Here is a 25,194-nt window from a genome sequence, read left to right on the forward strand (position 1 = left end):
AGGCGAAGCGGCATCATGCCTATGGCCAACTGTTCCGGGCCAACTCGCGCTGTATCGCGATCTAACCGGGAACACCCTGCCAAACGGCTAAGTAACGTGGTTAAGTATTTCTAAATAGCTGATTTTTCTAAGTTTTGCTGAATGAACCAAAGCCCTCGGCGTCGGCCGAGGGCTGGAGGGGAGCGTCACTGGTGATCGTGAAAGTTGCTACGTGAAAGATCGCACGAGGCTGCCGACGAGCAGGTTCCAGCCGTCGATGAGGACGAAGAACAATATCTTGAACGGCAGCGACACGACCGTCGGCGGCAGCATCATCATGCCCATGGCCATGGTGATGGTGGCGACGATCAGGTCGATGACGAGGAAGGGCAGCACGATCAGGAAGCCGATCTCGAAGCCGCGGCGGATTTCGGAGATCATGAAGGCAGGCACCAGGATGCGCAGGTCGACCTTATCTTCCGACACCGTCTGGCCGCGCTCGCGGGCGAGGTCGGCGAACAGGTTGAAGTCCTTGTCGCGGACGTTGCGCATCATGAAGGTGCGGAACGGATCGGAAATGCGGTCGATGGCTTGCGCCTGGGTGATCTGGTTGTCCATCAGCGGCTTGACGCCGTTCTGCCAGGCCTGATCGAAGGTCGGCGACATGACGTAGAAGGTCATGAACAGCGACAGAGAGATGAGGATCAGGTTGGCCGGGGTCGACTGCAGGCCGATGCCGGTGCGCAGGATCGAAAAGGCGATGACGAAGCGGGTGAAGCTCGTCACCATGATCAACAGGCCCGGCGCCACCGAAAGCACGGTCAGCAGGCCGAACATCTGGATGATGTAGCCGATGGTGGCGCCGTCGGTATTGCCGAGCGCGCTCAGGTCGAGCTGCTGCGCGCTCGCAGGCACGGCAGCGCCAGCGAGGATGGCTGCGGTGGCCAGGAACTTTTTCATTCGAAGAGCAACGTTCTGATCAGCACTTCCTTGACGTGGCCGTCGCTGCGGATCGCGGCGCGTTCGTCGAGGTCGGTCTTGAGATGACGGAAAGCGCTGGCGCCCTGGACCTGGTGGATCCTGAGCGTGCGCACGAAGGCGAGCAGGTCCTGGTGGACGCGCTCGGCGAGATCGGCGGATTGCGGTGCGTCGAGCACCAGCGACACCTCGAGGCGGATCCACATGGTGTCGGGCGCTGCGAGATTGGCGGTGATGGCGGGAAGCTGGACCAGCGTGCCGGCGGCTTCGCTGGCCGGGCCGTGTTCGGCCGGCGCATCCTTGGCGGGGGTGTGCGCCTTGGGCGCTTCGGCGGCGACCTGTTCGACAGGCGTGCTTTCGCCCTTGAGGTAGCTGCCCGACAGCCAGCCCATGCCGATGGCGGCAGAGGTCATTACCGCGAGGATGCCGAGCTGGACGACCAGCGAGGGGCCGGGCTTCTGGGGAAGGAACTGATCTATGTCTGACATGTCCCGGACCTAGAAGGGGAGGACCTGGTCGAGGAACTGCTGGCCGTAGGGCGGCTGCTGAACCTCGGTGATGCGGCCGCGGCCGCCATAAGAGATGCGGGCTTCGGCGATGCGCTCGTAAGGAATGGTGTTTTCCGGACCGATGTCGGAGGGGCGCACGATACCGGCGATGGTCAGCACGCGCAGCTCGGCGTTGACGCGGACCTCCTGCGAACCTCGGATCATCATGTTGCCGTTGGGCAGCACGTCGGTGACGACGGCGGCGAGCAGCAGGTTGAGTTTTTCGGAGCGCGTGGTGGCGCCGTCGCCGGAGTAGATCGACTTGGATCCGGCGCTGCCGTCGCCCTTGCCGCCGGTCTTGGCGCCATCCCATTCGACGTTGAGGCCGGCAGCGATGGTCCGGTTGGTGACCCGGTTACGCTCGGACTCGTTCTGGAAACGGGCGCGGTCGTCGATCTCGATCTTGACGGTCAGGATGTCGCCCGGCTGCAGCGCGCGCGGGTCGGTGAACATGCGGCTCTGCTTGTCCTGCCACAGCGAAAAGCGCTTGGGCGGTGCCGCAGGCGATTCAGGGTAGCGGTACATCGACGAGCTGCCGTCCTCGATGCCGGAACCGACGGCCGACATCGTCGGTTCTTTGCCGATTTCCTTGAGGTTGGAGCCGCAGCCGGCAAGGCTGGCAAGGGCTGCTGCGAGGAGGGCTTTTCTGATCATGTGGGGTCTTCCCGGCGTGCGGCGCTCGCGATGATGCGGGTCAGCTCCGCTGCGACCTTGCTTTCCATTTCATTCAGGATGACGCTGGCCTTGCGGGCGTCGAGCTTCATCATGATGGCGGCTGCCAGATCGACATTCATCACCGCCAGGCGCTCGGCGGCCGCATCGGGCTTCATGCGCGAATAGATCTGGACCACGCCTTCTTCGGCGCGAGCGAGGAAGACCTCGCGGCGCTTCAGCCAGGTCTCGTATTCGGTCTTGCGCTCCTCGAGCAGGGCAATGCGTTTGTCGACCTCGGCCTGCAGCTTCTTCAGCTCCTCGGCCTGCAGCTGGTAGCGGCGGTCGCGGGCAGCGTCGGCGATATTGGAGCAGAAGCGCTCGACCTCGCTCTGCTCGACCGGAGGCACGGCTGCCTCGACAGGTGCTGCCGGCGCCTCCTCGCGTTCGATGACCCGCGTCGGCGTGCCCTGCACCAGCGGCGTCTTCGGTGCGGCCTGCTCGGCATATGCGGCACTGGCGAACACGATGCCGAGCGCTGCCGCGGCAAGTGCGTGGCGAGGGAGGTTGGAAAGCGGGTTGGTCATGGCCATGGCTTACTGGACCACCAGATCGGCCTGCAGCGCGCCTGCCGACTTGATGCCCTGGAGAATTGCGATGATGCCATCCGGCTTGACGCCGAGGCGATTGAGGCCGGCGACAAGCGTCTGCAGGTCGGGGCCGTCGAGCAAAGCGAGCTTCGAGGTCGGCGTTTCCGTCTCGATGACGGTGGCGTCCTCGACTGCGGTTTCGCCACGCGAGAACGGTTCGGGCTGGACGACGCGTGGCTGCTCGGTGATGCGCACCGTCAGCGTGCCGTGGCTGATGGCGACGCGCGAGATCTTGACCTCGTTGCCGATGACGATGGTGCCGGTGCGCTCGTCGACGACGACCCTTGCCGGGGTATCCGACATGATCATCAGGTTTTCGAGCTCGGCATAAAAACGCGCGGTCGAAACGCCCTCTGGCTTGCGGATGACGACGACACGCGAATCCTGCTCGCCGGCGACACGCTTGCCGAAACGGTGGCGGGCATAGTCGTTGATGGCGTCGGCGATGCGCACCGAGGTCGAGAAGTCGGGGTTGAACAGCTGCAGGGTGAGCACGTTCTCGTCGGCGAAGCGCGCCTTGACCTCACGCTCGACAATGGCGCCGTTGGGCACGCGGCCCGAGGTCGGCACACCTTGCGTGACCTGCTCGGCCTTGCCTTGCGCGTTGAAACCGGAGACCAGCACCGACCCTTGGGCAACGGCGTAGATCTCGCCGTCGGGCGCCTTGAGCGGGGTCATCACCAGTGTGCCGCCGGCGAGCGACGAGGCATCGCCGAGCGAGGAGACGTTGATGTCGATGCGGGCGCCGGCCTGGACGAAAGCTGGCAGGTTGGCGGTGACGATGACGGCCGCGACGTTTCTGACGCGCGCCCGGCCATCCTCGGAGGCGATGCCGAGATTTTCGAGCATCGCGCGGATCGATTGTTCGGTGAAAGGCGAGTTGCGCAGGCTGTCGCCCGAACCGTTCAGGCCGATGACGAGACCGTAGCCGACGACCTGGTTGTCGCGGGCTTCCTGAAGCGAGGCGACGTCCTTGATGCGGACGTTGACGAGGTTGGCGCCGGTGCCCGAGTTGAGGGTCGTCTGGCGGCCGCCGTCGCCTGATGTAGCAATGAAGTCGCCGTCGCCATCGTTGCCGCCGAGCTGCGTTGCGGCATAGCCGCCGGCCGCAACCTTGCCGCCGGCTTTCAACTGGCCGGCCGGAACGCTGTTGGGACCGTCCGCATAAGCGGTTTGCAGGCCGAACACGGCAATTGCGGCGAGCAGCAGTCTACGGATCATATGGCACCCACGCGGATCGAGCCGTCGGCCATGACCGTGCCCGTAAAGACCTTGCCGCTGTCGAGGTTGCGGACCTTGACGACGTCGCCGGCAGCACCCGGTTCGAGCGTCACGGCCGCGGCCGAAATCATCAGCGGGCCGGAAGCGAAGACGACCTGAACGGAGGCGCCGCGGTCGACCAGCCAGGCCTCGCGCAGCGCAGTGATCGGAACATAACGGCCGGGCAGCAGCGTGCGCTTGGCGATGCGGCCATCGAGCTCATCGGCGAGCGTTGCAACGGCATCGGGGCGCACCTTGCCCGGCTTGAGCGTGATTTCCTTGAGCGAGGACAAGGCAATCGTCTCGCCGGGATAGATGACGCGGTTGGGGACGAGCACGACCTCCTGGTCGGCAGCCTGCGCTGCGCCGCCAAGCATGGCGAACGCGAGGACCGCCGTGCATATATGGAGGAGGGCGTGCCGTCGCCGCATAATCTTCACCGGATGTTCTTGGAGACGACGGCGGCCATTTCGTCGGCCGCCTGGATGACCTTGGAATTCATCTCGTAGGCGCGCTGCGCCGAGATCAGCTCGGTGATTTCCTTGACCGGATCGACGTTGGAGCTTTCGAGATAGCCCTGGCGGATAGTGGCGTAGCCGGGATCGCCGGGGATGCCGACATTGGCGGCACCGGACGCCTCGGTTTCGGCGAAGAGATTGTCGCCGAGCGGTGCCAGGCCGGCCTCATTGGCGAAGTTGGCAAGCGTCAGCTGACCGAGCGGCTGGAGCGCGGTCTGGTTGTCGAGCCGGGCGAAGACCTGGCCGGAGTTGTTGACGATGACCTCGACGGCATCCTGCGGCACGGTGATCGCCGGGATGACGTTGAAGCCGTCGACGGTGACAAGCTGGCCGGTGGCGTTCTTGTTGAAGGAGCCGGCACGGGTATAGAGCGTCTGGCCGTCGGCACCCTCGATCTGGAACCAGCCCTTGCCGGTCAGCGCGAGATCGTACTCGTTGCCGGTGTTGGTGGGCACGCCCTGGATGTGGACGTTGCGCACCGCCGACGTCTTGACGCCGAGACCGATCGAGACGCCTTCGGGCACGATCGCCGCATTGGCCCGGTTCGGCACGCCCTGCGTGCGGTCGACCTGGTAGAGCAGGTCGGAAAACTCGGCGCGGGCGCGCTTGTAGCCGGTGGTGTTGATGTTCGCGATGTTGTTCGCGATCACCTCGAGATTTGTCTGTTGGGCATTCATGCCCGTGGCGGCGATGGCAAGTGCTTTCATCGGGATGTTCCTCAGATGCCCATGCGGCTGACTTCGAGATAGGCCGTGACGATCTTGTCGCGGATGGCGACGGCGGCCTGCAGGGCCTGTTCCGCGCTCATCACCGCATCGACGACCTCACGCGTGTCGGCCTTGCCCTGGAGACCGGCGAGCGACAGCTGCTCGGCCTGGCGCAAGGTCGCCTGCGTCTGCGCAGCGGCATCCGCAAGGGCTGCCGCGAAGGACGAGGCGACACCGGTACCGGCGGCTGCGCCGGCCTCGGGCACAATGCTGGTCGGCTTGGACAGTAGCTGGGTGCCGACTGGGCTGATGCTGCCGATCATTACTGGTTCCTCATAAGATCAATCGTCATGGAAATGAGTTCGCGGGCCTGCTTGATCACTTGCAGGTTGGCTTCATAGGAGCGGTTGGCCTCGGTCATGTCGGCCATTTCGATGATGACATTGACGTTGGGCATCTTGACGAAGCCGGCGGCGTCGGCGGCCTCGTTGCCGGGCTGGAACTCCAGCGGAAAGGCCGTCTGGTCATGGCCGATGGAAGCGATCTCGACAGTCGAGGCGCCGGTGGCGCGGTCGAGCTCGGCAGCGAAGCTGACGGTCTTGCGGCGGTAGGGATCAGCACCTGGCGTGTTGCCGGTCGACTGGGCGTTGGCGAGGTTTTCCGAAACGATGCGAAGACGTTCGGACTGGGCTCCGAGACCGGAGCCTGCGACCTTGAGGGCGGCGACGAGCGGATCCATCCCGGTCAGCCCTTCGTGCTCAGCATGATCATGCGGTGGAAGGCCTTGACGATGGCCGTGTTGAGCTCGAACGAGCGGCGAACCTCGCCGGCTTTCATGAGCTCGTCTTCAACGGCGACCGTGTTGTCGGATGGCAGGACCGGGTGCTTGGGCTCCTCGGCCTTGATGGCGTAACCGGCTTCGGTGGCGCCGCCGCTGAGGTGACCCGTCTGGGTCGAGGTCATGGCGACCCGCGAACGGTCGAGCACCTTGTCGAACGGTTCGATGTCGTTGGTCCGATAGCCGGGTGTGTTGGCGTTGGCGACGTTACCGGCGATGGCGTTCTGGCGCACTGAGAGCCAGCGAGCCTGCTGGGCGGCCAGATCGAACAGGTTGACGGGGTCCATGGAAATCTCCGAGCAGATTTCCAAACACTATTGCCCCAGTCTTGCGCGGGCCTTGCGCGGGAGCCAGCGCCGCTACTGCGCGACCTGGAAGACCTCTTCGCGGGAGGTGACGAGCACCCATTTGCCGTCGCGCTGCTCGATCGAAGCGACGCGGCTCGAGTCGGGAAGGACCGATCCGCGCTGGACGACCCAGACGCCAGCATCGTCCTCGACCATGGCGCGGCCGTTGGCGATGTGGACGAGCTTGAACTCGATCCTCGGTCCGGGGAAGGGCTGTTCGGCGACGCCGGCGAGACCTTCTTCGTTCTTGTTTGGGCGCAGCGAGCCGGTGGCGAACAGGTCGAGCTTCATTGGCGGAATGTCTTCGACCGACATCGGCGCGCCGACGCGCTCGACCGGCTGGCCCATCACCAGTGGGACCGCCTGGTCGTTCTGGCCGCCGCCGGAGAATTTCATCGCGCGAATGCCGAACTTGTCCTGGTTGAAGAAGATGTACCAGGGAAACAGCGCGCAGGTGAGCCCAAGCGCGATGCCGAGGGCGGCAATGATGAAGTCGCTGCGGTGATTGCGCTTTTGGCGCTTGGGCGTGATGGTCAACGGCGAGCGCTTCAGGCCGATCCGCTGCATCAGCGTGCGCGGCTGGTCCTTGGAACCGATCATCTCAAGGAATTCGCTGGCCGGGTCATTCCGCCTGAACATGGGCTCTGTCCTTGGATTTCAGATGGCGTGCGAGGTCGGAGAACGGATCGAGCGAAGGCCCGTCGACAGGCGACTGGCCAAGCGCCTCGTAGATCACCGGGACCTGCTTCACGGCAAGATCGAGGTCGGGATCGGCGCCGGGCTGGTAGGCGCCGAGCAGGCGGATGTCGCGCGTGTCCTCGAAGCGCGAGATCAACGCCTTGAGCTTGCCGACCAGCTGACGCTGTTCCGGCGTCCAGGCCTTGCCGGCGAGACGCGAGATCGACGCCAGCGGATTGACCGGCGGATAGCGGCCCTGCTCGGCGATCGAGCGGTCGAGCACGACGTGGCCGTCGAGGATGCCGCGGACGGAATCGGCCACCGGATCGTTGTGATCGTCGCCGTCGATGAGCACCGAGATGATCGCGGTGATCGAGCCGGTACCCTCCATGCCGGGGCCGGCACGTTCGAGCAGCTTGGGCAGTTCGGTGAAGACCGATGCGGGATAGCCGCGCGCCACCGGCGGTTCGCCGGCGCCGATGGCGACTTCGCGCAGGGCATGGGCAAAACGGGTGATGGAATCGAGCACGAGCAGGACGCGGTGGCCCTTGTCGCGGAAATGCTCGGCGACACGCATGGCGGTGTCGGGGGCACGACGGCGCATCATCGCGCTCTCGTCCGACGTGGCAACGACAGCGACGGTCTTGGCCATGGAGGCTGCGCCGATGGTGTCTTCGAGGAATTCGCGCACTTCGCGGCCGCGTTCGCCGATCAGGGCGACGACGACGGTGTCGAAGGCGTCGGCACCGGCGAGCATCGCAAGCAGAGTGGATTTGCCGACGCCCGAGCCGGCGAAAATGCCCATGCGCTGGCCGAAGCAGAGCGGGGTGAAAATATCGATGACGCGAACGCCGGTCAGGAAGCCGGTCTCGACGCGCTGGCGTGCGAGTGCGGCCGGCGGAATGGATTCGGTGGCGTCGTCCTTCATGCTGCGAACCAGCGCGACGCCGCCGTCGATGGGACGGCCGAGCGCGTCGATGGCACGGCCGCGCCAGCTCGGATGCGGCGTGATGGCGATCGGTCCGCGGGTGAAGACGGCATCGCCGACGCCAACCTCTCCGCTGCTTTCATAAGGTGCGACCAGTACCTCTTCGCGGCCGATCTGGACGATCTCGCCGCGCCGGTTGCGGCCATGGCCGCGATGCTCGACGATGTCGCCAAGGCGCGCGCTCGATGACAGGCCACCGACCTTGTAATGGGTCGGCGCGATTTCGGTTACTTGTCCACCACGCCTGACCAGCAGGCGGTCATCGGCGAAGCGATGCTGGATCCGCTCGAGCGCTTCGAGCCGATTGTCGTGGACCGCCTGGGGCTCGTTGCGGATGCTGGCCAGCGAGGTGCTCACTTATCGCGAACCGAGAGTCTTGATGGCGTCGGAGAACGAGGCTTCGGTCTGGCGCATCAGGGCGGCGGTGTTTTCGAAGGCGCGCTGCACCATGATGAGCTTGGTCATCTCCTTGATCGGATTGACGTTGGATTCTTCGACGAAGTTCTGGACGATGCCTGCATCCATCCGGTCGACCACCGGTTCGGGCGCTGTCGGCGGAATGATGCCGGAATTGCCGTAGCGGACAAAATTGGTGCCCGGATTGAACTCGTAGAGGCCGATGGCGCCGACAAGGCGTCCGTCCTGGCGCAACGAGCCGTCGGTGCCTGCCGTCGGTGGGCCGGCGCGCGGGTCGAGCTGCATCGGTGCGCCGCCGGCATCGAGCACCGGGTGACCCTCGACGGTGACCAACTGGCCTTCGGATGTCATGGAGAAGCGGCCGTCGCGTGTCATCACCACGCCAGCCGGTGTTTCGATGCCGAACCAGGCATCGCCACGGATGGCAAAGTCGAATGGGTTGCCGGTCTCGCGCATGGCGCCATGCTGGGTCGAAAGATAGGTATCGCCCGGCGAGGTGAAGGATACCGACTGTTGCCCGAGGCCGGAAACCACGTCCTCGAACTTCACGCCGGTGGCGCGGAAGCCGACGGTCGAAGCGTTGGCGACGTTGTCGGCGATGGTGTTGAGACGCTTTTCCAGCGCCACCTGGGCGGAAAGGGCGACGTAGAGACCGTTCTGCATGATGTCTCAGAACCTCATTTTATGCATCGAAAAGAGCAAGTCGGCTGAAATGCCAAAGGACGGTGATTTGCCGAAGAGCACGCCGACCGACTGCTGTACCGGCGAGGAAGAGTTGTTGATTTCCCAAAGGGCGGTGAAGCGCTTGAGGAAGTCGCCGAGCTTCTTGGGATCTGAAAAAGTCTCGATCTTGAGCTTGCTCTCGAACAGCTTGACCTGCCTGTCGATGTCGGCTTGGGCAAAGGCTTCGGGCAAGGCGAGCGCGGTGCGCACGACCTTGGCCAGGGCGGGATCGGCAAGGATTTCGTAGAAGCTGGTGACTGTCTTGGCCTTGCGCTCGAAATAGAGGGCGAGGCGTACGCCCTCATTGCTCTTGCCGGCGTCTTCCTCGAGCGTCTGGCGCACATATTTGTCAACCGCGGGCCTCTGGGCCGGATTGTAGGTGGTCGCATCCTTGCCGAAGGCCTCGAAATTGTAGGTGCCGGCGAAAGCGGCGTAGCGCTTGTCCGTCATCTGGTTGGCGAAGCTTTTCGGATCGCGAACGCCGCCGGCCAGGACCTTTTCCATCATCTCCTTGTTGGGGATCGATGCCTCGATGGCGAAGGATTTCATCGCGAAGGTGTAAAGCCTGTTATCGGCCATCAGGTCCTTGGCCGACTTCACCTTGACGATGTTGTCGAGGTAGTACTTGACCTCTTGCTGAACGGCAGCGGAGTTGGGGTCTCCCCCTCCCAGCTTGACCTGGGCGAGGTACTTGTCGACCGCGCCCTGCTGCGCCTTGTTGAAGACGGTGGCCTTGTCGCCGAGCTCGGCGAAGTTGAAGCTCTTGACGAATTCGGCGTAGCGTTTGTCGCTCAGCTTGTTGGCGAAGGCGTCCTTGTTGGCCAGGCCCTCCTTAAGCGCCTTGGTTATGAACGCCTTGGCGTAGGTCATGTTCTCCAAGCCGTGCGCCTTCATGGCATATCTGAACAGGCGGTCGTTCTTGACGAACTCGTCGACGCTTTTCACCTTGGTGATGTTCTTGAGGTAGTATTCCGTCTCACGCTCGACCGTCGGTTGGTCCTCGACACGGCCAAGGGCCCTGTCGAGATCCCGCGCGATCATCTGGTAACTTGTAAAGGTATTGATCACGACAACAGCCCTTCCGCCGCAGCATAGACGGGGAAGGCTACGCCCAAATGCTTGCGCGAGGCTGAATCGGCCGACGGCATGTTTCTTCAGCCTCACACAAGGCACGGCAGCTATCTGTGCCTGTATGTTGCTTTGAATGTGCGGAAGGACCTGCTGTGGGCATTCTGATCGGACTCGTCGTGACGCTGGGCTGTGTGCTCGGCGGCTTCATGGCGATGGGTGGACACCTGGACGTCCTGATGCAGCCCTGGGAGGTTGTCATTATTTGCGGTGCAGCCCTCGGAACGTTCCTGGTCGCCAACCCGATGGCCACCGTCAAGGATACCGGCAAGGCGATTGTCGAAGCGCTCAAGCAGGCGGTGCCGAAAGAGCAGGACTATCTCGAGACACTGGGCGTTCTGCACTCGCTGATGCGCGAGCTGCGCACCAAGACCCGCTCGGAGGTCGAAGCGCATATCGACAATCCCGACGACTCGCCGATCTTCCAGGCCTATCCGCTGGTGCTCAAGAACTACGACCTGACGCATTTCATCTGCGACTACTGCCGCATCATCATCATCGGCAATGCCCGCTCGCACGAGATCGAGGCGCTGATGGACGAAGAAATCCAGACCATCCGCGCCGACAAGCTCAAGTCCTACCACGCGCTGATCGCTGTCGGTGACGGCCTGCCGGCACTCGGCATCGTTGCCGCCGTGCTCGGCGTGGTCAAGGCGATGGGCGCGCTCGACCAGTCGCCCGAAATCCTCGGCGGCTTGATCGGTGCCGCACTCGTCGGCACCTTCCTCGGCATCTTCCTGTCTTATGCCGTGGTCGCGCCGATCGCCACCAAGATCAAGACGGTGCGCGAAAAGAAGAACCGTCTCTACATCGTCGTCAAGCAGACGCTGCTTGCCTACATGAACGGCTCGCTGCCGCAGGTTGCGATCGAGTTCGGCCGCAAGACGATCTCGTCTTATGATCGTCCGTCGATCGATTCGGTGGAGCAGAGCACGCTGAATACGGCCATCGTCGATAAGAAGGCGGCCTGAGCCAATGCGGGACGCTGATAAAGGGCATTGCAAGTCATGAATACCACCGCAAGCCCGGCGGAATCGCGGGATGTCGTCATCGAGCGGCTGCTGGGCGATACCGGCGAACCGGAGAAGGTGCTTGCCGCAGCGCGCCGTCTGGCCGAACGCGCGGCGTCAGCGGTTGCCGAAGCGATCAACCAGGCGCTGCCGACATCGGTCTTCGTCGAGGTCGGCGAGGTCAAGCTTGGCCGCATGACCGACGCCAAGGCAGGCAAGAGCAACCAGGCGATGACAGTCGCCCCGACCCGGCTTTCGCCCGATGGCCTGGTGATGACGTTCGATCCGCAGGCCATCGCCATCCTGGTCAACCTGATGTTCGGCGGCGAACCGACCCGCGATGTCGCCGCGATCGATCGCGATCTGTCTTCGATCGAACTCGGCGTGGTCTCGCTGCTGATCCAGGACGTGGCGCGTGCGATGAACGCGCAAGGCCCGGACGGCGGGCTCGGCGTCAAGCTGCCGGCGCCCGAAGCGATCACCGGCGCGACGATGAAGAAGCATGTGTTTCGCGACGGGCCTTCGGCGCGTATCGTGCTGACGGTCTCGACGACCGCTTCGCGCGGTACGCTGACGCTGACGCTGCCGCAACGCGTGCTGGTGTCCGACCGCCGCCCGGCCGAGGTTGAAACCACTGCTGCCCCGACCACCGAATGGCGCTCGCGCTTCTCCGACGAGTTGATGCGCTCGACCGTGAAGCTGGAGGCCTCGATGCCGATCGGGCGCATGACGCTTGGCGAACTGACCGGGCTCGAGGTTGGGCAGGTCATCGAACTCGCCGAGAACACCCAGTCCAATGCGGTGATCGCTGCCCGCGGCAAGACGCTGTTTGCCTGCGAGTTCGGCAAGCTCGGCCAGAATTACACTGTACGCATCCGGCGTCCGTTCGACTCTACCGAAGAAACAATTGAAGGGATCGTCGCGGGTTGAAGTGCTGCCCACAGCATAGGCTACCGCGAACGACAGAACTGGAGAACACCGATGAGCAAGGCGCAGTCCAAGCCCGAGGTCGACAAGCCCGAAATCGAAGAAGTCGAGGACGATCAGCTCAACCGTGCCATCGAGGAATTGCGCGGCGTGCTGAGCGAAGAAGAAAAGCGCCCAAGTGCGACGAGCGCGACTACCGCTGCCGGCAACAACAGCGTGATCTTTGGCATTCCTGTCGAAGTGCAGATCGTGCTCGGCAGCACTGAAATGCCGGTGTCCGAACTGATGGCGTTGCAGAAGGGCTCGACGGTTGCTCTCGACCGCCGCATCGGCGAACCCGTCGATGTCGTGGTCAATGGCAGGCGTATCGCGCGTGGCGAAATCACGGTACTTGAAAGCGATCCGTCGCGCTTCGGCATCCGCCTGACTGAAATCGTAGCGGCGACGAAGAGCGCCTGAGGACTGTTGACCGTGCTTACCTTTGCTTCCAGAGAGGCCTCCGCATGACCACGTCGCTGGCGTCGCTGACGCGGCCACAGAAGGCCGCGGCCATTTTGGTGGCGATGGGCAAGCCCTCGGCCAGCCGTCTGCTGAAATTCTTCAAGCAGGAAGAGCTCAAGGCCTTGATCGAAGGTGCGCGGCTCCTGCGCACGATCCCGCAGGCCGATCTGGAACGCATCGTCGCCGAATTCGAGGCCGAGTTCACTGAAGGTGCCGGCCTGCTCGACTCGGCCGACAAGATGGACACGATCCTCAACGAGTCGCTGTCGGCGGAAGAAATGAACGCCCTGATGGGCAATGGCGAGCCCCTGGCGATCAAGGACAACCTGCCGCCGGTGTGGCCGCAGATCGAAAGGCTCGAAGCGACGCAGATCGGCGCCTTTCTTGCCAACGAGCATCCGCAGACCGCGGCGATGATCCTGTCCAACCTAGCGCCGACCTATGCGGCAAGGGTGGTGCTGTCGCTGGACAAGCCGCAGCGCAGCGAGATCATCAAGCGCATGATGGAACTGGCCAACGTGCCTGAGGCCGCGACCAAGCTGGTCGAACAGCAGCTTCGCAGCCAGGTGCTGACCGAAAGCGCCCAGAAGGATACCTCGGCCGGACAGACGCGCGTTGCCAGCGTCCTCAACGAACTCGACAAGTCGCAACTCGAAGAAGTCATGAGCGACCTGAGAGAAGTCGGCATGGCCGATCTCGACGCCATCCGCGCCCGGCTGTTTTCCTTCGAAGACATTCCCTCGATGGCGCAGAAGGCGCGCGTGGCGCTGTTCGACGGGCTGTCGACCGAACTCATCACCATGGCCTTGCGCGGTACCGCACTGCCGCTCGCCGAGGCCGTGCTGTCGTCGATCGGCGCGCGCTCGCGCCGCATGATCGAATCCGAACTGAGCCAGGGATCGGAAGGCATCCAGCCCGCCGACATCCTGCGTGCCCGCAAGACCATTGCCTCCACCGCTTTGCGCATGGCCAACGAGGGTCTCCTCGAATTGCCATCGGCGCAGAACGCCGCCTGACCTTATCCGGCGCGGTCTGCTGAGCGATGTCGGGCGAGGACAAAGACTCCAAAACAGAAGAACCGACAGAGAAGAAAATCCGCGACACGATGGAGAAGGGCAAGCTGCCCGTCTCCAAGGAAGTCGCGATCTTCACCTCGTTCCTGGCGATCATGGTCTATGCCGTGTTCTTTGTCGGTCCGTCGGTGGCCGAACTCGGCGTCTTCCTTGCCAATTTCCTGGAAAAACCCGAATCCTGGCCGCTCGGCACCGAGCGCGATGTCATCGAACTCTACCAGGCGGTGGCGGTCGAGGTCGGGCGTGCGGTAGCCAGCCTGTTCCTGATGCTGATCGTTGCCGGTGTCGGCGCATCGCTGGTCCAGAACGTGCCGCAATTCGTCGGCGAACGCATCCGCCCGCAGGCCGAACGTATCTCGCTGACCAAGGGCTGGAAGCGCATGTTCGGCGCCCAGGGGCTCGTCGAGTTCCTGAAGTCGCTGTGCAAGCTCGCCTTCGTCATGATCGTGCTCTACTTCGTTTTGTCGGACGACCATCGCCGGCTGCTGGCCGGCATGATCACCAATCCGGTTGCCTTCGGCGATGTCATCCGCGGCATCACCGTCGATATCCTGGTGGCGATCGTCTTCGTCATGGGCGCGATCGGCGTCGCCGACATCTTGTGGTCGCGCTTCCACTGGTTCCAGGAACAGCGCATGACCAAGCAGGAGGTCAAAGACGAGATGAAGCAGTCGGAGGGCGATCCGATCGTCAAGGCCCGCCTGCGCTCGATCGCCCGCGACCGCGCCCGCCAGCGCATGATGACGGCAGTGCCCAGGGCGACCCTGGTCATCGCCAACCCGACCCACTTCGCCATCGCGCTGCGCTACGTCCGCAACGAGGACGCAGCACCCGTCGTGCTCGCCAAGGGGCAAGACCTGGTGGCGCTGAAGATCCGCGAAATTGCCGAACAGAACGGCATCCCGGTATTCGAGGACGTGGCTCTTGCCCGCTCCATGTACAAGCAAGTTTCGGTGGATAGTGTCATTCCATCGCAGTTCTACCAGGCCGTCGCCGAACTGGTGCGGATCGTTTACGGAAACAAGGCTCAGCACAATCCGTCATGAAAAATCAGCAGTACGCTTCGACCCGTGAAGTACTTGTTGCAACGGCGATCCAGCCGGTGGTGCGCGAATTGCGCCTCGTCGACCTGGCCGACTATATCGCCTTCATCAGGCTCGAGCATTTCGCCAACGTGGCCGACCTGGTCGATTCAGCGGCGGAGCTCTACTTCATGCCGGGCGCGCTGCGCCTGGGGCTGGGCGGCGAGGCACATGTCAGCTGGACGGGCAGCCCGCGCATCGTTCTCGATCTCGAGCTCAGGCCAGAAGGGGCTGTGGTCTATTTCCAGCTGTCGATGACGGCCACCAACGCGTCGGTGGAAGTCCACTACGTGTCGTTCGAAAAGCCGGACCCCGAGCCCGAAAAGAACACCGAATATCTTGCCGCCGCCATCCAGCACGCGATGATAAGGCGGACGGAAACACCGCAGGCTGAGGCCGCCTAAGCTTCAGGTGAGGCCGCTTCGGCCTGACCTTCATCTCAACATAGGTTAGTCGATCAGGCCGAGCCGCAGCGCCTTGGCGACCGCATGCATGCGGTTGACGGCATTGAGCTTCTGCGTCGTCTGGGTGAGATACTGGTTGGCGGTGTGCACCGAAAGCTTGAGCAGCTTGGCGATCTCTTCGCTGGTGTAGCCGCGCGAGGTCAGCTTCAGGCACTCAATTTCGCGGCGCGACATGGACGGCAGGTCGCGCGACTGAGTGGAAATGATACGCGACACCGCATCGAACAGCGCAAAGCAGCGGCCGTGCAGGTCGTGCAGGGTCTGCGGGTTTGGCGAAAGCTCTGGGCCGCCAAATATGAAAAGGCCGACCTGGCCACGATCGGTGTAGACAGGAAAGGCGATGCCACGGCCGCTCTGTGCCAGCGGTTCGATGCGGCTCGTCCAGGTAAGCGTTGAAAAGGCCAGGGCGGCATCGGCGTCGTCCGCCCACCAGCATGGCGCCGTCGACTGGCGCGCATGGCGCATCAGGTGTTCGCCGATACCGCCACCAAGCAGGCGGGCAGCGGACATGGTGCTGGGGTAGTCGGAATCAAAGCATGGCGTCAGCCGGCCGCTGTCGGCTGCCGGGCCTGCCAGGCACAGCGTGAAATCACGGGCGCCAAGGTCGACAGAAATCCAGCGGCAGCGCTTGGCGGCATCGGCAAGCGTGACGGCGTGCAGGCCGGCTGCGTGCGGTGCGGAGGCGGCGACGTCCTGTTCGAACTCTGGCGCGCGGCTCAGCTGCTTTGCCTGGGCGTAGCTCAAATGATGCCGCTCCTGATTGCGGTCGCAATCGCCATGGCGCGATTGGAAGCCGACAGTTTCTGGATCGCGTGGGTGATGTAGCTATTGACGGTGTTGGACGACACGCCAAGGATCAGCGCCACCTCGTCGGTGGTCTTGCCTTCGGAGACCCAGAACAGGCACTCGCGTTCGCGGTCCGACAGCGGGTCCTGCATCGTCGCGGCGGCCAGCACGCTCGGCGCCTGCGACAGGGCATAGCAGCATTCGAGCTGGGTGCGCGGCATGATATTCGGGTCGATGCGGCCGGCTTCGGCCGCCGAGAACAGCACGAACAGGCGCTGGCGGCCGACATGCAGGCGGAGCGCGAAGATTTCGGCATGGCCAAGGACCTCGAGCAGGCGGGCTTCCTCGCCGCCGAGGATGGCCGGCGCCTGAGAGGCCAGCAGGCTTTGCGGGCGTGTACCCGGTGCGCTGGCGAAAGGGCCCTGGGCGAGGCCGGCAATCAGCGCATGGCCGGCGAGCTGGATGGCGTCATAGATCCAGTTCGAGGCGATGATCTGGAGATTGTCACGCTCCTGCTCCTGGGCGATGGCGACGAGCATGTAGCCGTCTGCGCCGATCTCATCGGTCAGGTTCATGAAGAAAGCGGTGAGATCGCTCCTGGATGCGAGCCTAGCTGCGACGTTGGTCTGTTCGTTGCGGGCGGCGAGGGCGGTCATTTCAAAAACTTCTGCCGGAATCCATTGTGGAACCAGATTTGGGCGGCGCCCGAACCGGTCGAAAAACTCGTGACTTTTGACGTTAAAAACGCGACGCGGACGCTTGGGCATCCATCGGCAGAATCCGTGCGGGTCACGCGAAACCTGACGCGCTCTCAACCGAGGAAAATCCCGGCATTTCAGAGAGTTGGTGGTTCGCCGCGCCCCCCGAGGACCGGCTGATTCGGGTGTAATCTAACCCCTCGCGAATCGCTCCGCAAACATAATTGACAAAAAGTTAATTCAGAGTCCTTCGACAGACTCAAGGTAGGCAGAAAGGCTGCGGAAACCTTGGGGAAAGCTTCGCAAGAATCGCCATTGATCGACCGACCCATTCGGCTTAACGCTGCGTCGCCGAGGGCAGGGGGATGCGATGAGCGATCAGTTTCGTGAAGTGACCAGCGTGTCGTGGTTCGGCCGGATCAGGCGTTCGGTCGGCGGGGTGCTGGTCGGGCTGATCCTCGTCCTTGCCATGGTTGCGGTTCTGTTTTGGAACGAGGGCCGGGCGGTGATCACCGCGCGCTCGCTGGCCGAGGGTGCCGGGGCAGTGGTGTCGGTGCCTGTCGACAAGATCGACGCCGCCAATGAGGGCGAACTGGTGCACACGACAGGGCCGGTGGAGACCTCGGACGAGGTCAGTGATCCGGACTTCGCCATCGAAGCCAAGGGCGTGCGCCTCGTGCGCACCGTGGAGATGTTCCAGTGGGTGGAGAACTCCAAGTCGGAGACCAATACCAAGCTCGGTGGCGGTGAGGAAACCGTCACCACCTACAGTTATGCCAAGGAATGGCAGGACAGGCCGATCGACTCGGCCGAGTTCAAGCAGCCGGCCAACCATCAGAACCCCTCGATGGCGCTCGGCTCGCGCACGTTCCAGATCCATGAAGGCAAGCTCGGCGCCTTCACGCTCGACGAGCCGGTGTTCGACCGCATCGGCGACAGCAATCCACTGACCATCACGCCGAGCCAGCTGCCTGATATCGCCGCGGCCTATCCCGGCACCGAGCGCGTCAACGTTGTCGACGGGCGCATCTATCTCGGTGCCAATTCGACTTCTCCGGCCATCGGCGACTATCGCATCGAGTACCGGCTGGTGCCGCTCGGCGACATCAGCGTCATCGGCCGCCAGACCGGCGACAGGTTTTCGCCCTACCAGACGGTCGCCGGCGACGAGCTGCTGCTGGTCGACAGCGGCCGGGTGCCGTCCGACAAGATGTTCGCCGACGCGGTGAGCGCCAACACCATCATCACCTGGCTGGTGCGCGCCGGCTGCCTGCTGTTGCTGGCGGTCGGCTTCGGGCTGCTGTTGGCGCCGCTCGGCGTGATCGCCGACGTGATCCCGTTCGTCGGGTCGATCGTGCGCATGGGTACGGGGCTTGTCGCCTTCGTGCTGGCGCTGCTGGTCGGAACGGCGACGATCGCGATTGCCTGGTTCTGGTACCGGCCGCTGCTTGCGATCGGCATCGCGGTGGCAGGGCTGGCGCTGGCCTATCTGCTGACGCGGTTCGGACGGAAGAAGACGACCGCGCCGGCGGCCGTGGGTCCCGTCTCGGTACAGTGATTTGAGAGCGGCTCGGCGGCTGGCGCCGCCTCTCATCCGACCCTGAGTTTATCGCCGGGCCGGGACCTTCTCCCCGCAGGCGGGGAGAAGGAGCTTGACGACTAACGGCCTTCGAAGCCGGTGAGCACGCCGACGGCGTTGACGCCGATCTCGTCGACGGCATAGCCGCCCTCCATGACAAAAAGACTGGGCAGGCCGAGCCTGGCGATGCGGGCGCCGATCTTCGGATAGTCGGCGCTGGTCAGCTTGAAGTGGCTGATCGGGTCCTTCTCGAAGGTATCGACGCCGAGCGAGACGACGACGACATCGGGCGCATATGCCGCCAGTTTTTGGCAGGCGTCTTCCAGCGCCTCGTTCCACTTCTCCCACGCGGTGCCGAACGGCATCGGGTAGTTGAGGTTGAAGCCTTCGCCTTCGCCCGCGCCGTGCTCGTCGGCGTGGCCAAGGAAGAACGGATACTCGGTCATCGGGTCACCGTGCAGGTTGATGACCTGAACGTCGGCGCGGGCGTAGAAGATTTCCTGCGTGCCGTTGCCATGGTGATAGTCGACGTCGAGGACGGCGACGCGCTTGGCGCCCTGGTCGCGGAACCACTGGGCTGCGACGGCGGCATTGTTGATGAAGCAGTAGCCGCCCATGAAGGCAGCACCGGCATGGTGGCCCGGCGGTCTGCACAGCGCGAAAGCGGCGCGCTCGCCTGACTTGACGAGCTGGGCTGCGGTCAGCCCCACGTCATAGGACGACTTGATGGCGTCCCAGGTGCCCTTCACGAATGAAGCGCCGCCGTCGAAGGAGTAGTAACCGAGCTGCGCTTCAAGTGTCCCGGGGCGTACGTCTCCGCGCAAGCCGCGCGTCGGCCAGGCAAAGGGAATGGCCGAGCCGGTCTTGCCGGCGGCTTCCCACTGCGGCCAGACGGTCGGCAGGAAGTCGATGTAGTCGGCGGTGTGCACCCGCTTGGCGGCGGTGAGGTCATGGACCTCGGGCGCCAGGATATCCCCCAGCTTCTGATTTTCGATCCGCGCCTTGATGATCTCGGCCCGCGAGGGTTTTTCGAAGCCGGGCACGATGGCGCCGGCGACAAGCTCCATCTGGCCGCTGTGGCCGGCATGGAGCGGCGAAAAGACTGTCTTCATGAAAATCCTTCCTGGTTCTAGTTGAGGTCGAGATAAGGGTCGACGAGGGCAAGCCACATGGTCTTGACGTCGTCCTGGATGAGATCGAAGGCCTTGCGGTCGCGCTTGAGCCCGACGAGCCGGCAGACGTGGCCGACTTCCATCATCACCACGCCGAGCCGGCTGGCGATGGAGTCGTCAAGGTCTGGATTCACGTGCCGCAGCCAGGCGGCATAAAGCGCGATGATCTGGTCATCGTACTCGTTCTGGATAGGCCTAAGATCGGGGTTACCTGTTATGGCCTCGATGACGGGCATCAAGTTGGCGTTGTCGAGATAGAGCCTGGACGTGTCGACGAAGAGCTTGTCCACTTCCAGCTGGAACTCGTCGCGGTTGGTCGGGCGGGGTGCTGCTATACGCCTGGCGATCACTTCGGGGAAGGCCCCGAGCCAGCGACGGGCGAGATCGAGAAGAATGGCTTCCTTGTTGGGGAAGTACTGGTAGACCGAACCGACCGATAGGCCGGCGCGCTGCGCAATGGCAAGCGTGGTCGGTGTCTTGGTTCCCTGTTCCCGGGTCAGGATCAGGGCGGCATTGAGGATCCTGTCGACGACCTTGCTCGACCGTTCCTGTCGCGGCTGCTTGCGCGGGCTAAGCGCCGTCGTGGCCTTCTTTGTGAGACTGCGATTCACGGACTGAACTTCTCGCTCCCTGGGCGCCTGCATCATACACGACGGCGTCCTCCACAACGCCTCCAAGAATCCCGCATTGACAAACGCGAATAATTAGTCGCATTTTTTCAGAGTGCTGTCTTTAGGGAAACTTAGGGGAATTCCTGGGGCAGCGTACCGGCCCAGCCTTCCAGTCTGGTTGCGACACTCCGTGGAAAATGGGGGGCAGCCGATGCAGGTTTGAGCGGTCTCAGTCAGTCAAGAGCGCGGAGTCGCGATGTCTGTCCAAACGGTTCGCAATGCCGATCTGATCGTCATCAACGGCCGCGTATTGACCATGGACCAGACCCGTCCGACCGCGGAAGCAGTGGCGATCACCGATGGCCTGATCACCGCAGTCGACGACAAGACAACAATCGAAGCACTGCGCGGACCCGACACGAAGGTCATCGATGCCCGCGGCGGCTCGGTGGTTCCGGGCTTCATCGAAGCACACATGCATCTGTTTTCGGGTGCCGCGGAACTTGCGCACCTGCAGCTTTCCGGCATCCATGGCTTCGATGCCTTGCGCGAGGCGGTGCTGGCTTATGCGGCTGCCTATCCGAACCAGCGCATGCTGGTCGCCCAGGGGGCTGACTACACCATCCTGGGCAGCGAACGCGTGACGCGGCATCACCTCGACGCCATCCTGCCCGACCGGGCATTCCTGATGGCTGCGCCCGACCATCACACCTATTGGGCAAATACCAGGGCGCTCGAGATGGCCGATGTGTTGCGCGGGCGCGAATTGACGCCCGGCAACGAGATCGTCATGGGCGCCGACGGCCTAGCCGAGGGCGAATTGCGTGAGAACGAGGCGTTCAACCCGGTGCTCAAGCTTGCGGGTGAGGAGCGGGTGCGGCTCGGACTGTCTACCGGCGGCGAGCCCGATCCGATGCCAAGTACGGAGGAGCGCGCCGGCGACCGCGCCATCATGCGCCGCGGCCTCGACTGGTGCGCGCGCCACGGCATCACCTCTATCCAGAACATGGACGGCAATTTCTACCAACTGGAACTTCTCTCGGAGGTCGAGGCCGAGGGCGACCTGATCTGCCGGGTGAAGATCCCGTTCCACTACAAGAACTTCATGACACCAGACATGCTGGACAAGGCGTCCACCATGGCCGAGCGCTATGACAGCGAGTGGCTGTCGTCGCGTATGGTCAAGCTGTTCTACGACGGCGTGCTGGACTCCTGGACGGCTGTCATGATCGAGCCTTATGCCGATCGTCCGGACTGGGTCGGCGAGCCGCTGTTTTCGGCCGAGGAATTCAAGCGCATCGCTATCGAGATCGACCGGCGCGGCCTGCAGATCGCCGTGCATTCGATTGGCGACGGCGCCACACGTGCCGTGCTCGACGGTTACGAAGCGGCCGCGAAGGCCAACGGCAAGCGCGACAGCCGCCACCGCGTCGAGCATGTCGAACTGACCACCGCCGCTGACATCGAGCGCTTCGTCGATCTTGGCGTGATTGCCTCGATGCAGCCTCCGCATCCGCCGGGCGCGATGAGCTTTCCGCTGGAGCCGACGGTGTCGCGCATCGGCCGCGCGCGCTGGCCTTATGCCTATCCGACCCGGACGCTGATCGAGGCCGGCGCGCATGTGGTGTTCGCTTCCGATTGGCCGGTGGCGCCGATCGATCCGATCGAGGGCATGCAAGCGGCGATGCTGCGCAGGCCGTGGGCGCACGACATGCCCGACCAGAGCGTTTCGCTGCACCAGGCGCTATCCGGTTACACCGTCGAGGGCGCCTATGCCGAGTTCATGGAAGATCGGAAGGGCCGGCTGAAGCCAGGCTATTTCGGCGATCTTGTCGTGCTCTCTGCCGACATGGAAGCAACAGATCCGGCGCTCCTGCACGAGGTGCGGCCGGTGACGACGATCTGCGGGGGACGGGTGACCTACCAGGCGTGAGCCGCATGGCAAGCACCTGGCAACGAGACTGCGAGCCGTTGTTGCCAAGCCTGACGGCCTATGGTGACAATTGAACGGGGAAAAAAGTTCCACCGTGAAGGTGGGCGAAACAATGGGGCGTTTGCGTGCCGGACACACCGGGTAAGAATGCGATCGAGGTTCGCGGGGTTAGAAAAGTGTTCGGGACGGGAGAGGCGCAGGTCGCGGCGCTTGACACCGTTTCAGTGTCGATCAGGGAAAACGAGTTCTTCACGCTGCTTGGACCTTCCGGCTGCGGCAAGACCACGCTTCTGCGCCTGATCGCCGGTTTCGACTTCCCGTCGGAAGGTGAGATCCTGCTTTATGGCAGCGATATCGCACCGCTGCCGCCGTTCAAGCGGCCGGTCAACACGGTGTTCCAGTCCTACGCCTTGTTCCCGCACATGACCGTGGCCGAGAATATCGGCTTCGGGCTCGAGATGCTGGGCAAGCCGCGTGCCGAGATCGACGCCCGCGTCGCCGAGATGCTGAAGCTGGTGCGCATGGAAAAGCTTGCCAAGCGCCGCACCAGCCAGATCTCGGGCGGCCAGCAGCAGCGCGTAGCACTCGCCCGCGCACTTGCGCCGCAGCCCAAGGTGCTGCTGCTCGACGAGCCGCTGTCGGCACTCGACTACAAGCTGCGCAAGGAAATGCAGATCGAGCTCAAGCGGCTGCAGCATGAGACCGGCATCACCTTCATCTTCGTCACCCACGACCAGGAAGAGGCGCTGACCATGTCGGACCGCATCGCGGTGATGTCGTCGGGCAAGATCCTGCAGGTTGGATCGGCGCGCGAGATCTACGACCGGCCGGCGGTTCGTTTCGTCGCTGACTTCATCGGCGAAACGAACTTCCTCGACGCCAGTATCGACAGCATCGATGGCGGCAAGGCCAAGGTGACGCTGAAGTCGGGCGCGACGATTTCGGCGACCGTGGCCGACGGCTTCAAGCCCGACGGCGACGCCACCGTCGTCATCCGGCCCGAGCACGCCAAGGCGGTGAAGGGCACGGGCGACATCTCCGGCGTGGTCGAAAACGTCGTCTATTTCGGCACCGACACGCATGTTCATGTCAGGCTGGACGACGGCGAGACCTTCACCGTGCGCCAGCAGAACACGCGCGGCGCCATGATGGAGTTTGAGCGCGGCGAGCGCGTCGGCATCGTCATCGGGGACGATGCGGCCCAGATCCTGAAGGACTGAGCCATGGCAACCGCAGCCGAAATCGAAAAACAGGCAGAGGCGCGGGAGGTCAGGAACCGCTGGTTTCTCTCGGCGCCGGCGCTGATCATCATCCTTCTGGCCGCATCAGGCCCGCTTTTGATCGTGCTTTTCTATTCGTTCCTGACGCCCGGGCCCTATGGCGACGTCGTCTGGAAATTCTCGACCGAAGGCTGGGTCTCGGTCTTCCTCGAACGCGACATCTTCGACGACACGCTGTCGTTTGCCAGTGCCCATCTCACCATCTTCTGGCGGTCGCTGAAGCTCGCCCTCATGGCGACGGTGGCGACGCTGGTCTTCGGCTTTCCGACCGCCTATTTCATCGCCACGCGGCCGGAGCGGACGCGTGACATCTGGCTGTTCTTGATCACCATCCCGTTCTGGACCAACCTTCTGATCCGCACCTTTGCCGTGCTGCAGGTGATCCGCAACGAAGGCCTCATCAACACGGCGCTGATCAATCTCGGCATCATCGATCAGCCGATCCAGATGCTCTACACCGACTTCGCCATCATGGTGGGCATGGTCTATGTCTATCTGCCGCTGATGGTGCTGCCGCTCTATGCCAGCATGGAAAAACTGGACTTCCGCCTCGTCGAGGCAGGCTACGACCTCTATGCCACACGCTGGCAGGTGCTGAAGCGGATCATCTTTCCCCTGGTCAGGCCCGGCGTCGTCGCCGGATCGATCCTGGTGTTCATCCCGGCCATCGGCGCCTATGTCACGCCAAGCGTCCTGGGCGGCGGCAAGAACATGATGTTTGCCAACCTGATCGAACTGCAGTTCGGGCAAGGGCGCAACTGGCCGCTCGGGGCAGCCCTTTCGATCACCGTGATGGCGATCGTCATGGTGGCGCTGCTGGTCTATGTCCGCAACACCTCGGGCTCGGAGGTGCGTCATGGCTAAGCGCTTTTCGATCAAGCAGCAGACCGGTTTCACGACGATCGCCTTCGCCTGCTTCTTCCTGCTTTACCTGCCGATCGCCGTGCTGGTGATCTATGCCTTCAACGAGTCGAGTTCGGTCTCCGATTGGGGCGGTTTCTCGCTACGCTGGTTTGCTGCTGCCTGGTCCAACCAGCAGGTCGTCGACGCTTCCTGGCGGTCGCTGAAGATCGCCTCTTCGGCGGCCATCATCGCGACGATTGCGGCGACGATGGCGGCGCTGGCGACGACCCGCACGCGGGCTTATCGCGGGCTGACGTTCAAATACGCCTTCATCAACCAGCCGTTGATGGTGCCCGAGATCGTCACCGGCGTGGCGCTGCTGATCTTTTTCGCCCAGATCAAGATCAGCAGCGGCTACACCGGCCTCGGCTACCTGATCGCTGCGCATACGGCGTTCTGTATCCCCTTCGCCTATCTGCCGATCCGGGCGCGGCTCGAGAACATGGACCTGACGCTCGAACGCGCCGCGGCCGATCTCTACGCCACGCCATGGAAGGCGTTCCGCCGGGTGACGTTGCCGCTTTTGTGGCCGGGCATCATCGCCGGGCTGATGCTGGCCTTCGTCATCTCGCTCGACGACGTGGTCATCACCGAATTCGTCAAGTCGGGCGGGCAGGACACGCTGCCCACCTACATGCTGGGGCAGATCCGCCGCGGCATCACGCCGGAGGTCAATGCGATATCGACCGTCTTCCTGCTCTTGTCGGTCGTCATCGTCACGCTGTTCTTCTTCATGAGCAGGAAACGGGATTAATCAACGGGAGT

General features: G+C 63.5%; 29 protein-coding genes. 11 read left to right on the forward strand and 18 right to left on the reverse strand.

Annotated features, from left to right (window positions below; translation table 11 throughout):
* Window positions 1-207: 207 nt before the first annotated feature.
* The 14 genes from fliP to IHE39_RS28710 all read right to left on the reverse strand — a co-directional run bounded on the left by fliP (window position 208) and on the right by IHE39_RS28710 (window position 10,350).
* Window positions 208-939 (reverse strand): flagellar type III secretion system pore protein FliP, encoded by a 732-nt coding sequence (gene fliP / locus IHE39_RS28645; RefSeq protein WP_184769678.1) that lies wholly within the window; start codon window positions 937-939, stop codon window positions 208-210.
* Window positions 936-1,445: a flagellar basal body-associated FliL family protein gene (locus tag IHE39_RS28650; protein ID WP_184769679.1), complete on the reverse strand. Its 510-nt coding sequence runs from the start codon at window positions 1,443-1,445 to the stop codon at window positions 936-938. The genes fliP and IHE39_RS28650 overlap by 4 nt, the downstream gene beginning before the upstream one ends.
* Window positions 1,446-1,454: 9 nt before the next feature.
* The gene (flgH, locus tag IHE39_RS28655) at window positions 1,455-2,159 is read right to left on the reverse strand and encodes a flagellar basal body L-ring protein FlgH (RefSeq protein ID WP_184769680.1); all 705 of its coding nucleotides are present in this window, start codon (window positions 2,157-2,159) and stop codon (window positions 1,455-1,457) included.
* Entirely contained in the window at window positions 2,156-2,749 is a 594-nt protein-coding gene (locus IHE39_RS28660; RefSeq protein WP_246485671.1) for a MotE family protein, read from the reverse strand. Before IHE39_RS28660 ends, flgH begins: the two co-directional genes overlap by 4 nt.
* 3 nt (window positions 2,750-2,752) lie before the next feature.
* Window positions 2,753-4,027: a flagellar basal body P-ring protein FlgI gene (locus IHE39_RS28665; protein ID WP_246485672.1), complete on the reverse strand. Its 1,275-nt coding sequence runs from the start codon at window positions 4,025-4,027 to the stop codon at window positions 2,753-2,755.
* Window positions 4,024-4,443, reverse strand: coding sequence for a flagellar basal body P-ring formation chaperone FlgA (gene flgA / locus IHE39_RS28670; RefSeq protein WP_246485673.1), 420 nt, complete (start codon window positions 4,441-4,443; stop codon window positions 4,024-4,026). The genes IHE39_RS28665 and flgA overlap by 4 nt, the downstream gene beginning before the upstream one ends.
* A 59-nt stretch (window positions 4,444-4,502) precedes the next feature.
* The gene (flgG, locus tag IHE39_RS28675) at window positions 4,503-5,291 is read right to left on the reverse strand and encodes a flagellar basal-body rod protein FlgG (protein WP_184769681.1); all 789 of its coding nucleotides are present in this window, start codon (window positions 5,289-5,291) and stop codon (window positions 4,503-4,505) included.
* Between the two features lie 11 nt (window positions 5,292-5,302).
* Window positions 5,303-5,614: a flagellar hook-basal body complex protein FliE gene (gene fliE / locus IHE39_RS28680; protein WP_192568911.1), complete on the reverse strand. Its 312-nt coding sequence runs from the start codon at window positions 5,612-5,614 to the stop codon at window positions 5,303-5,305.
* The gene (gene flgC / locus IHE39_RS28685) at window positions 5,614-6,030 is read right to left on the reverse strand and encodes a flagellar basal body rod protein FlgC (RefSeq protein ID WP_184769683.1); all 417 of its coding nucleotides are present in this window, start codon (window positions 6,028-6,030) and stop codon (window positions 5,614-5,616) included. Before flgC ends, fliE begins: the two co-directional genes overlap by 1 nt.
* A gap of 5 nt (window positions 6,031-6,035) precedes the next feature.
* Window positions 6,036-6,416: a flagellar basal body rod protein FlgB gene (gene flgB, locus IHE39_RS28690; protein WP_184769684.1), complete on the reverse strand. Its 381-nt coding sequence runs from the start codon at window positions 6,414-6,416 to the stop codon at window positions 6,036-6,038.
* Between the two features lie 72 nt (window positions 6,417-6,488).
* Entirely contained in the window at window positions 6,489-7,115 is a 627-nt protein-coding gene (locus IHE39_RS28695; protein ID WP_192568912.1) for a hypothetical protein, read from the reverse strand.
* On the reverse strand, window positions 7,099-8,499 hold the full coding sequence (gene fliI / locus IHE39_RS28700; RefSeq protein ID WP_184769686.1) for a flagellar protein export ATPase FliI: 1,401 nt from the start codon (window positions 8,497-8,499) through the stop codon (window positions 7,099-7,101). The genes IHE39_RS28695 and fliI overlap by 17 nt, the downstream gene beginning before the upstream one ends.
* On the reverse strand, window positions 8,500-9,222 hold the full coding sequence (gene flgF, locus IHE39_RS28705) for a flagellar basal-body rod protein FlgF (RefSeq protein ID WP_184769687.1): 723 nt from the start codon (window positions 9,220-9,222) through the stop codon (window positions 8,500-8,502).
* Window positions 9,223-9,228: 6 nt separating this feature from the next.
* A complete protein-coding gene (locus IHE39_RS28710; protein ID WP_184769688.1) occupies window positions 9,229-10,350 on the reverse strand; it encodes a DUF1217 domain-containing protein in 1,122 nt (373 codons plus the stop codon).
* A 155-nt stretch (window positions 10,351-10,505) separates the two neighbouring features.
* Between IHE39_RS28710 and motA the strand changes: the two genes are divergently transcribed.
* Genes motA through IHE39_RS28740 form a run of 6 tightly spaced genes read left to right on the forward strand, consistent with a single transcriptional unit; the run spans window position 10,506 to window position 15,407 of the window.
* Window positions 10,506-11,381, forward strand: a complete 876-nt coding sequence (gene motA, locus IHE39_RS28715; protein ID WP_184769689.1) for a flagellar motor stator protein MotA — start codon at window positions 10,506-10,508, stop codon at window positions 11,379-11,381.
* 36 nt (window positions 11,382-11,417) lie between these two features.
* Window positions 11,418-12,350 (forward strand): FliM/FliN family flagellar motor switch protein, encoded by a 933-nt coding sequence (locus IHE39_RS28720; RefSeq protein ID WP_192568913.1) that lies wholly within the window; start codon window positions 11,418-11,420, stop codon window positions 12,348-12,350.
* 51 nt (window positions 12,351-12,401) lie between these two features.
* On the forward strand, window positions 12,402-12,806 hold the full coding sequence (gene fliN, locus IHE39_RS28725; protein ID WP_184769691.1) for a flagellar motor switch protein FliN: 405 nt from the start codon (window positions 12,402-12,404) through the stop codon (window positions 12,804-12,806).
* A 44-nt stretch (window positions 12,807-12,850) separates the two neighbouring features.
* Window positions 12,851-13,864, forward strand: a complete 1,014-nt coding sequence (locus IHE39_RS28730; RefSeq protein ID WP_192568914.1) for a flagellar motor switch protein FliG — start codon at window positions 12,851-12,853, stop codon at window positions 13,862-13,864.
* A 26-nt stretch (window positions 13,865-13,890) separates the two neighbouring features.
* Window positions 13,891-14,967: a flagellar biosynthesis protein FlhB gene (gene flhB / locus IHE39_RS28735; protein WP_192568915.1), complete on the forward strand. Its 1,077-nt coding sequence runs from the start codon at window positions 13,891-13,893 to the stop codon at window positions 14,965-14,967.
* Complete coding sequence (locus tag IHE39_RS28740; RefSeq protein WP_184769694.1) at window positions 14,964-15,407, forward strand: BspJ family T4SS effector nucleomodulin; 444 nt, start codon at window positions 14,964-14,966, stop codon at window positions 15,405-15,407. The genes flhB and IHE39_RS28740 overlap by 4 nt, the downstream gene beginning before the upstream one ends.
* A gap of 45 nt (window positions 15,408-15,452) precedes the next feature.
* Here the strand turns inward: IHE39_RS28740 and IHE39_RS28745 are convergent, their stop codons facing one another.
* Together IHE39_RS28745 and IHE39_RS28750 are read right to left on the reverse strand one after the other, a co-directional pair.
* The gene (locus IHE39_RS28745; protein WP_192568916.1) at window positions 15,453-16,211 is read right to left on the reverse strand and encodes a helix-turn-helix transcriptional regulator; all 759 of its coding nucleotides are present in this window, start codon (window positions 16,209-16,211) and stop codon (window positions 15,453-15,455) included.
* Window positions 16,208-16,909, reverse strand: coding sequence for a helix-turn-helix transcriptional regulator (locus IHE39_RS28750; RefSeq protein ID WP_192568917.1), 702 nt, complete (start codon window positions 16,907-16,909; stop codon window positions 16,208-16,210). Before IHE39_RS28750 ends, IHE39_RS28745 begins: the two co-directional genes overlap by 4 nt.
* Window positions 16,910-17,321: 412 nt before the next feature.
* Here IHE39_RS28750 and IHE39_RS28755 point away from each other — a divergent pair, with 412 nt between their 5' ends.
* Window positions 17,322-18,509, forward strand: a complete 1,188-nt coding sequence (locus IHE39_RS28755; protein WP_192568918.1) for a TMEM43 family protein — start codon at window positions 17,322-17,324, stop codon at window positions 18,507-18,509.
* A gap of 101 nt (window positions 18,510-18,610) precedes the next feature.
* On the opposite strand, the gene IHE39_RS28760 is transcribed toward IHE39_RS28755, so the two are convergent.
* Both IHE39_RS28760 and IHE39_RS28765 read right to left on the reverse strand, forming a co-directional pair.
* The gene (locus tag IHE39_RS28760) at window positions 18,611-19,642 is read right to left on the reverse strand and encodes a histone deacetylase family protein (protein ID WP_192568919.1); all 1,032 of its coding nucleotides are present in this window, start codon (window positions 19,640-19,642) and stop codon (window positions 18,611-18,613) included.
* 17 nt (window positions 19,643-19,659) lie between these two features.
* Window positions 19,660-20,313 (reverse strand): TetR family transcriptional regulator, encoded by a 654-nt coding sequence (locus IHE39_RS28765; RefSeq protein ID WP_192568920.1) that lies wholly within the window; start codon window positions 20,311-20,313, stop codon window positions 19,660-19,662.
* 256 nt (window positions 20,314-20,569) lie between these two features.
* Here IHE39_RS28765 and IHE39_RS28770 point away from each other — a divergent pair, with 256 nt between their 5' ends.
* From IHE39_RS28770 to IHE39_RS28785, 4 genes are all read left to right on the forward strand, one after another.
* Window positions 20,570-22,246, forward strand: coding sequence for an amidohydrolase (locus tag IHE39_RS28770; protein WP_192568921.1), 1,677 nt, complete (start codon window positions 20,570-20,572; stop codon window positions 22,244-22,246).
* Window positions 22,247-22,371: 125 nt separating this feature from the next.
* A complete protein-coding gene (locus tag IHE39_RS28775) occupies window positions 22,372-23,466 on the forward strand; it encodes a polyamine ABC transporter ATP-binding protein (RefSeq protein WP_192568922.1) in 1,095 nt (364 codons plus the stop codon).
* A gap of 3 nt (window positions 23,467-23,469) precedes the next feature.
* On the forward strand, window positions 23,470-24,390 hold the full coding sequence (locus IHE39_RS28780) for an ABC transporter permease (protein WP_192568923.1): 921 nt from the start codon (window positions 23,470-23,472) through the stop codon (window positions 24,388-24,390).
* Entirely contained in the window at window positions 24,383-25,183 is an 801-nt protein-coding gene (locus IHE39_RS28785; protein WP_192568924.1) for an ABC transporter permease, read from the forward strand. Before IHE39_RS28780 ends, IHE39_RS28785 begins: the two co-directional genes overlap by 8 nt.
* The last annotated feature ends 11 nt before the right edge of the window (window positions 25,184-25,194 follow it).

Origin of the sequence: Aminobacter carboxidus (genome assembly GCF_014863355.1) — a bacterium.
GTDB lineage: Bacteria > Pseudomonadota > Alphaproteobacteria > Rhizobiales > Rhizobiaceae > Aminobacter > Aminobacter carboxidus.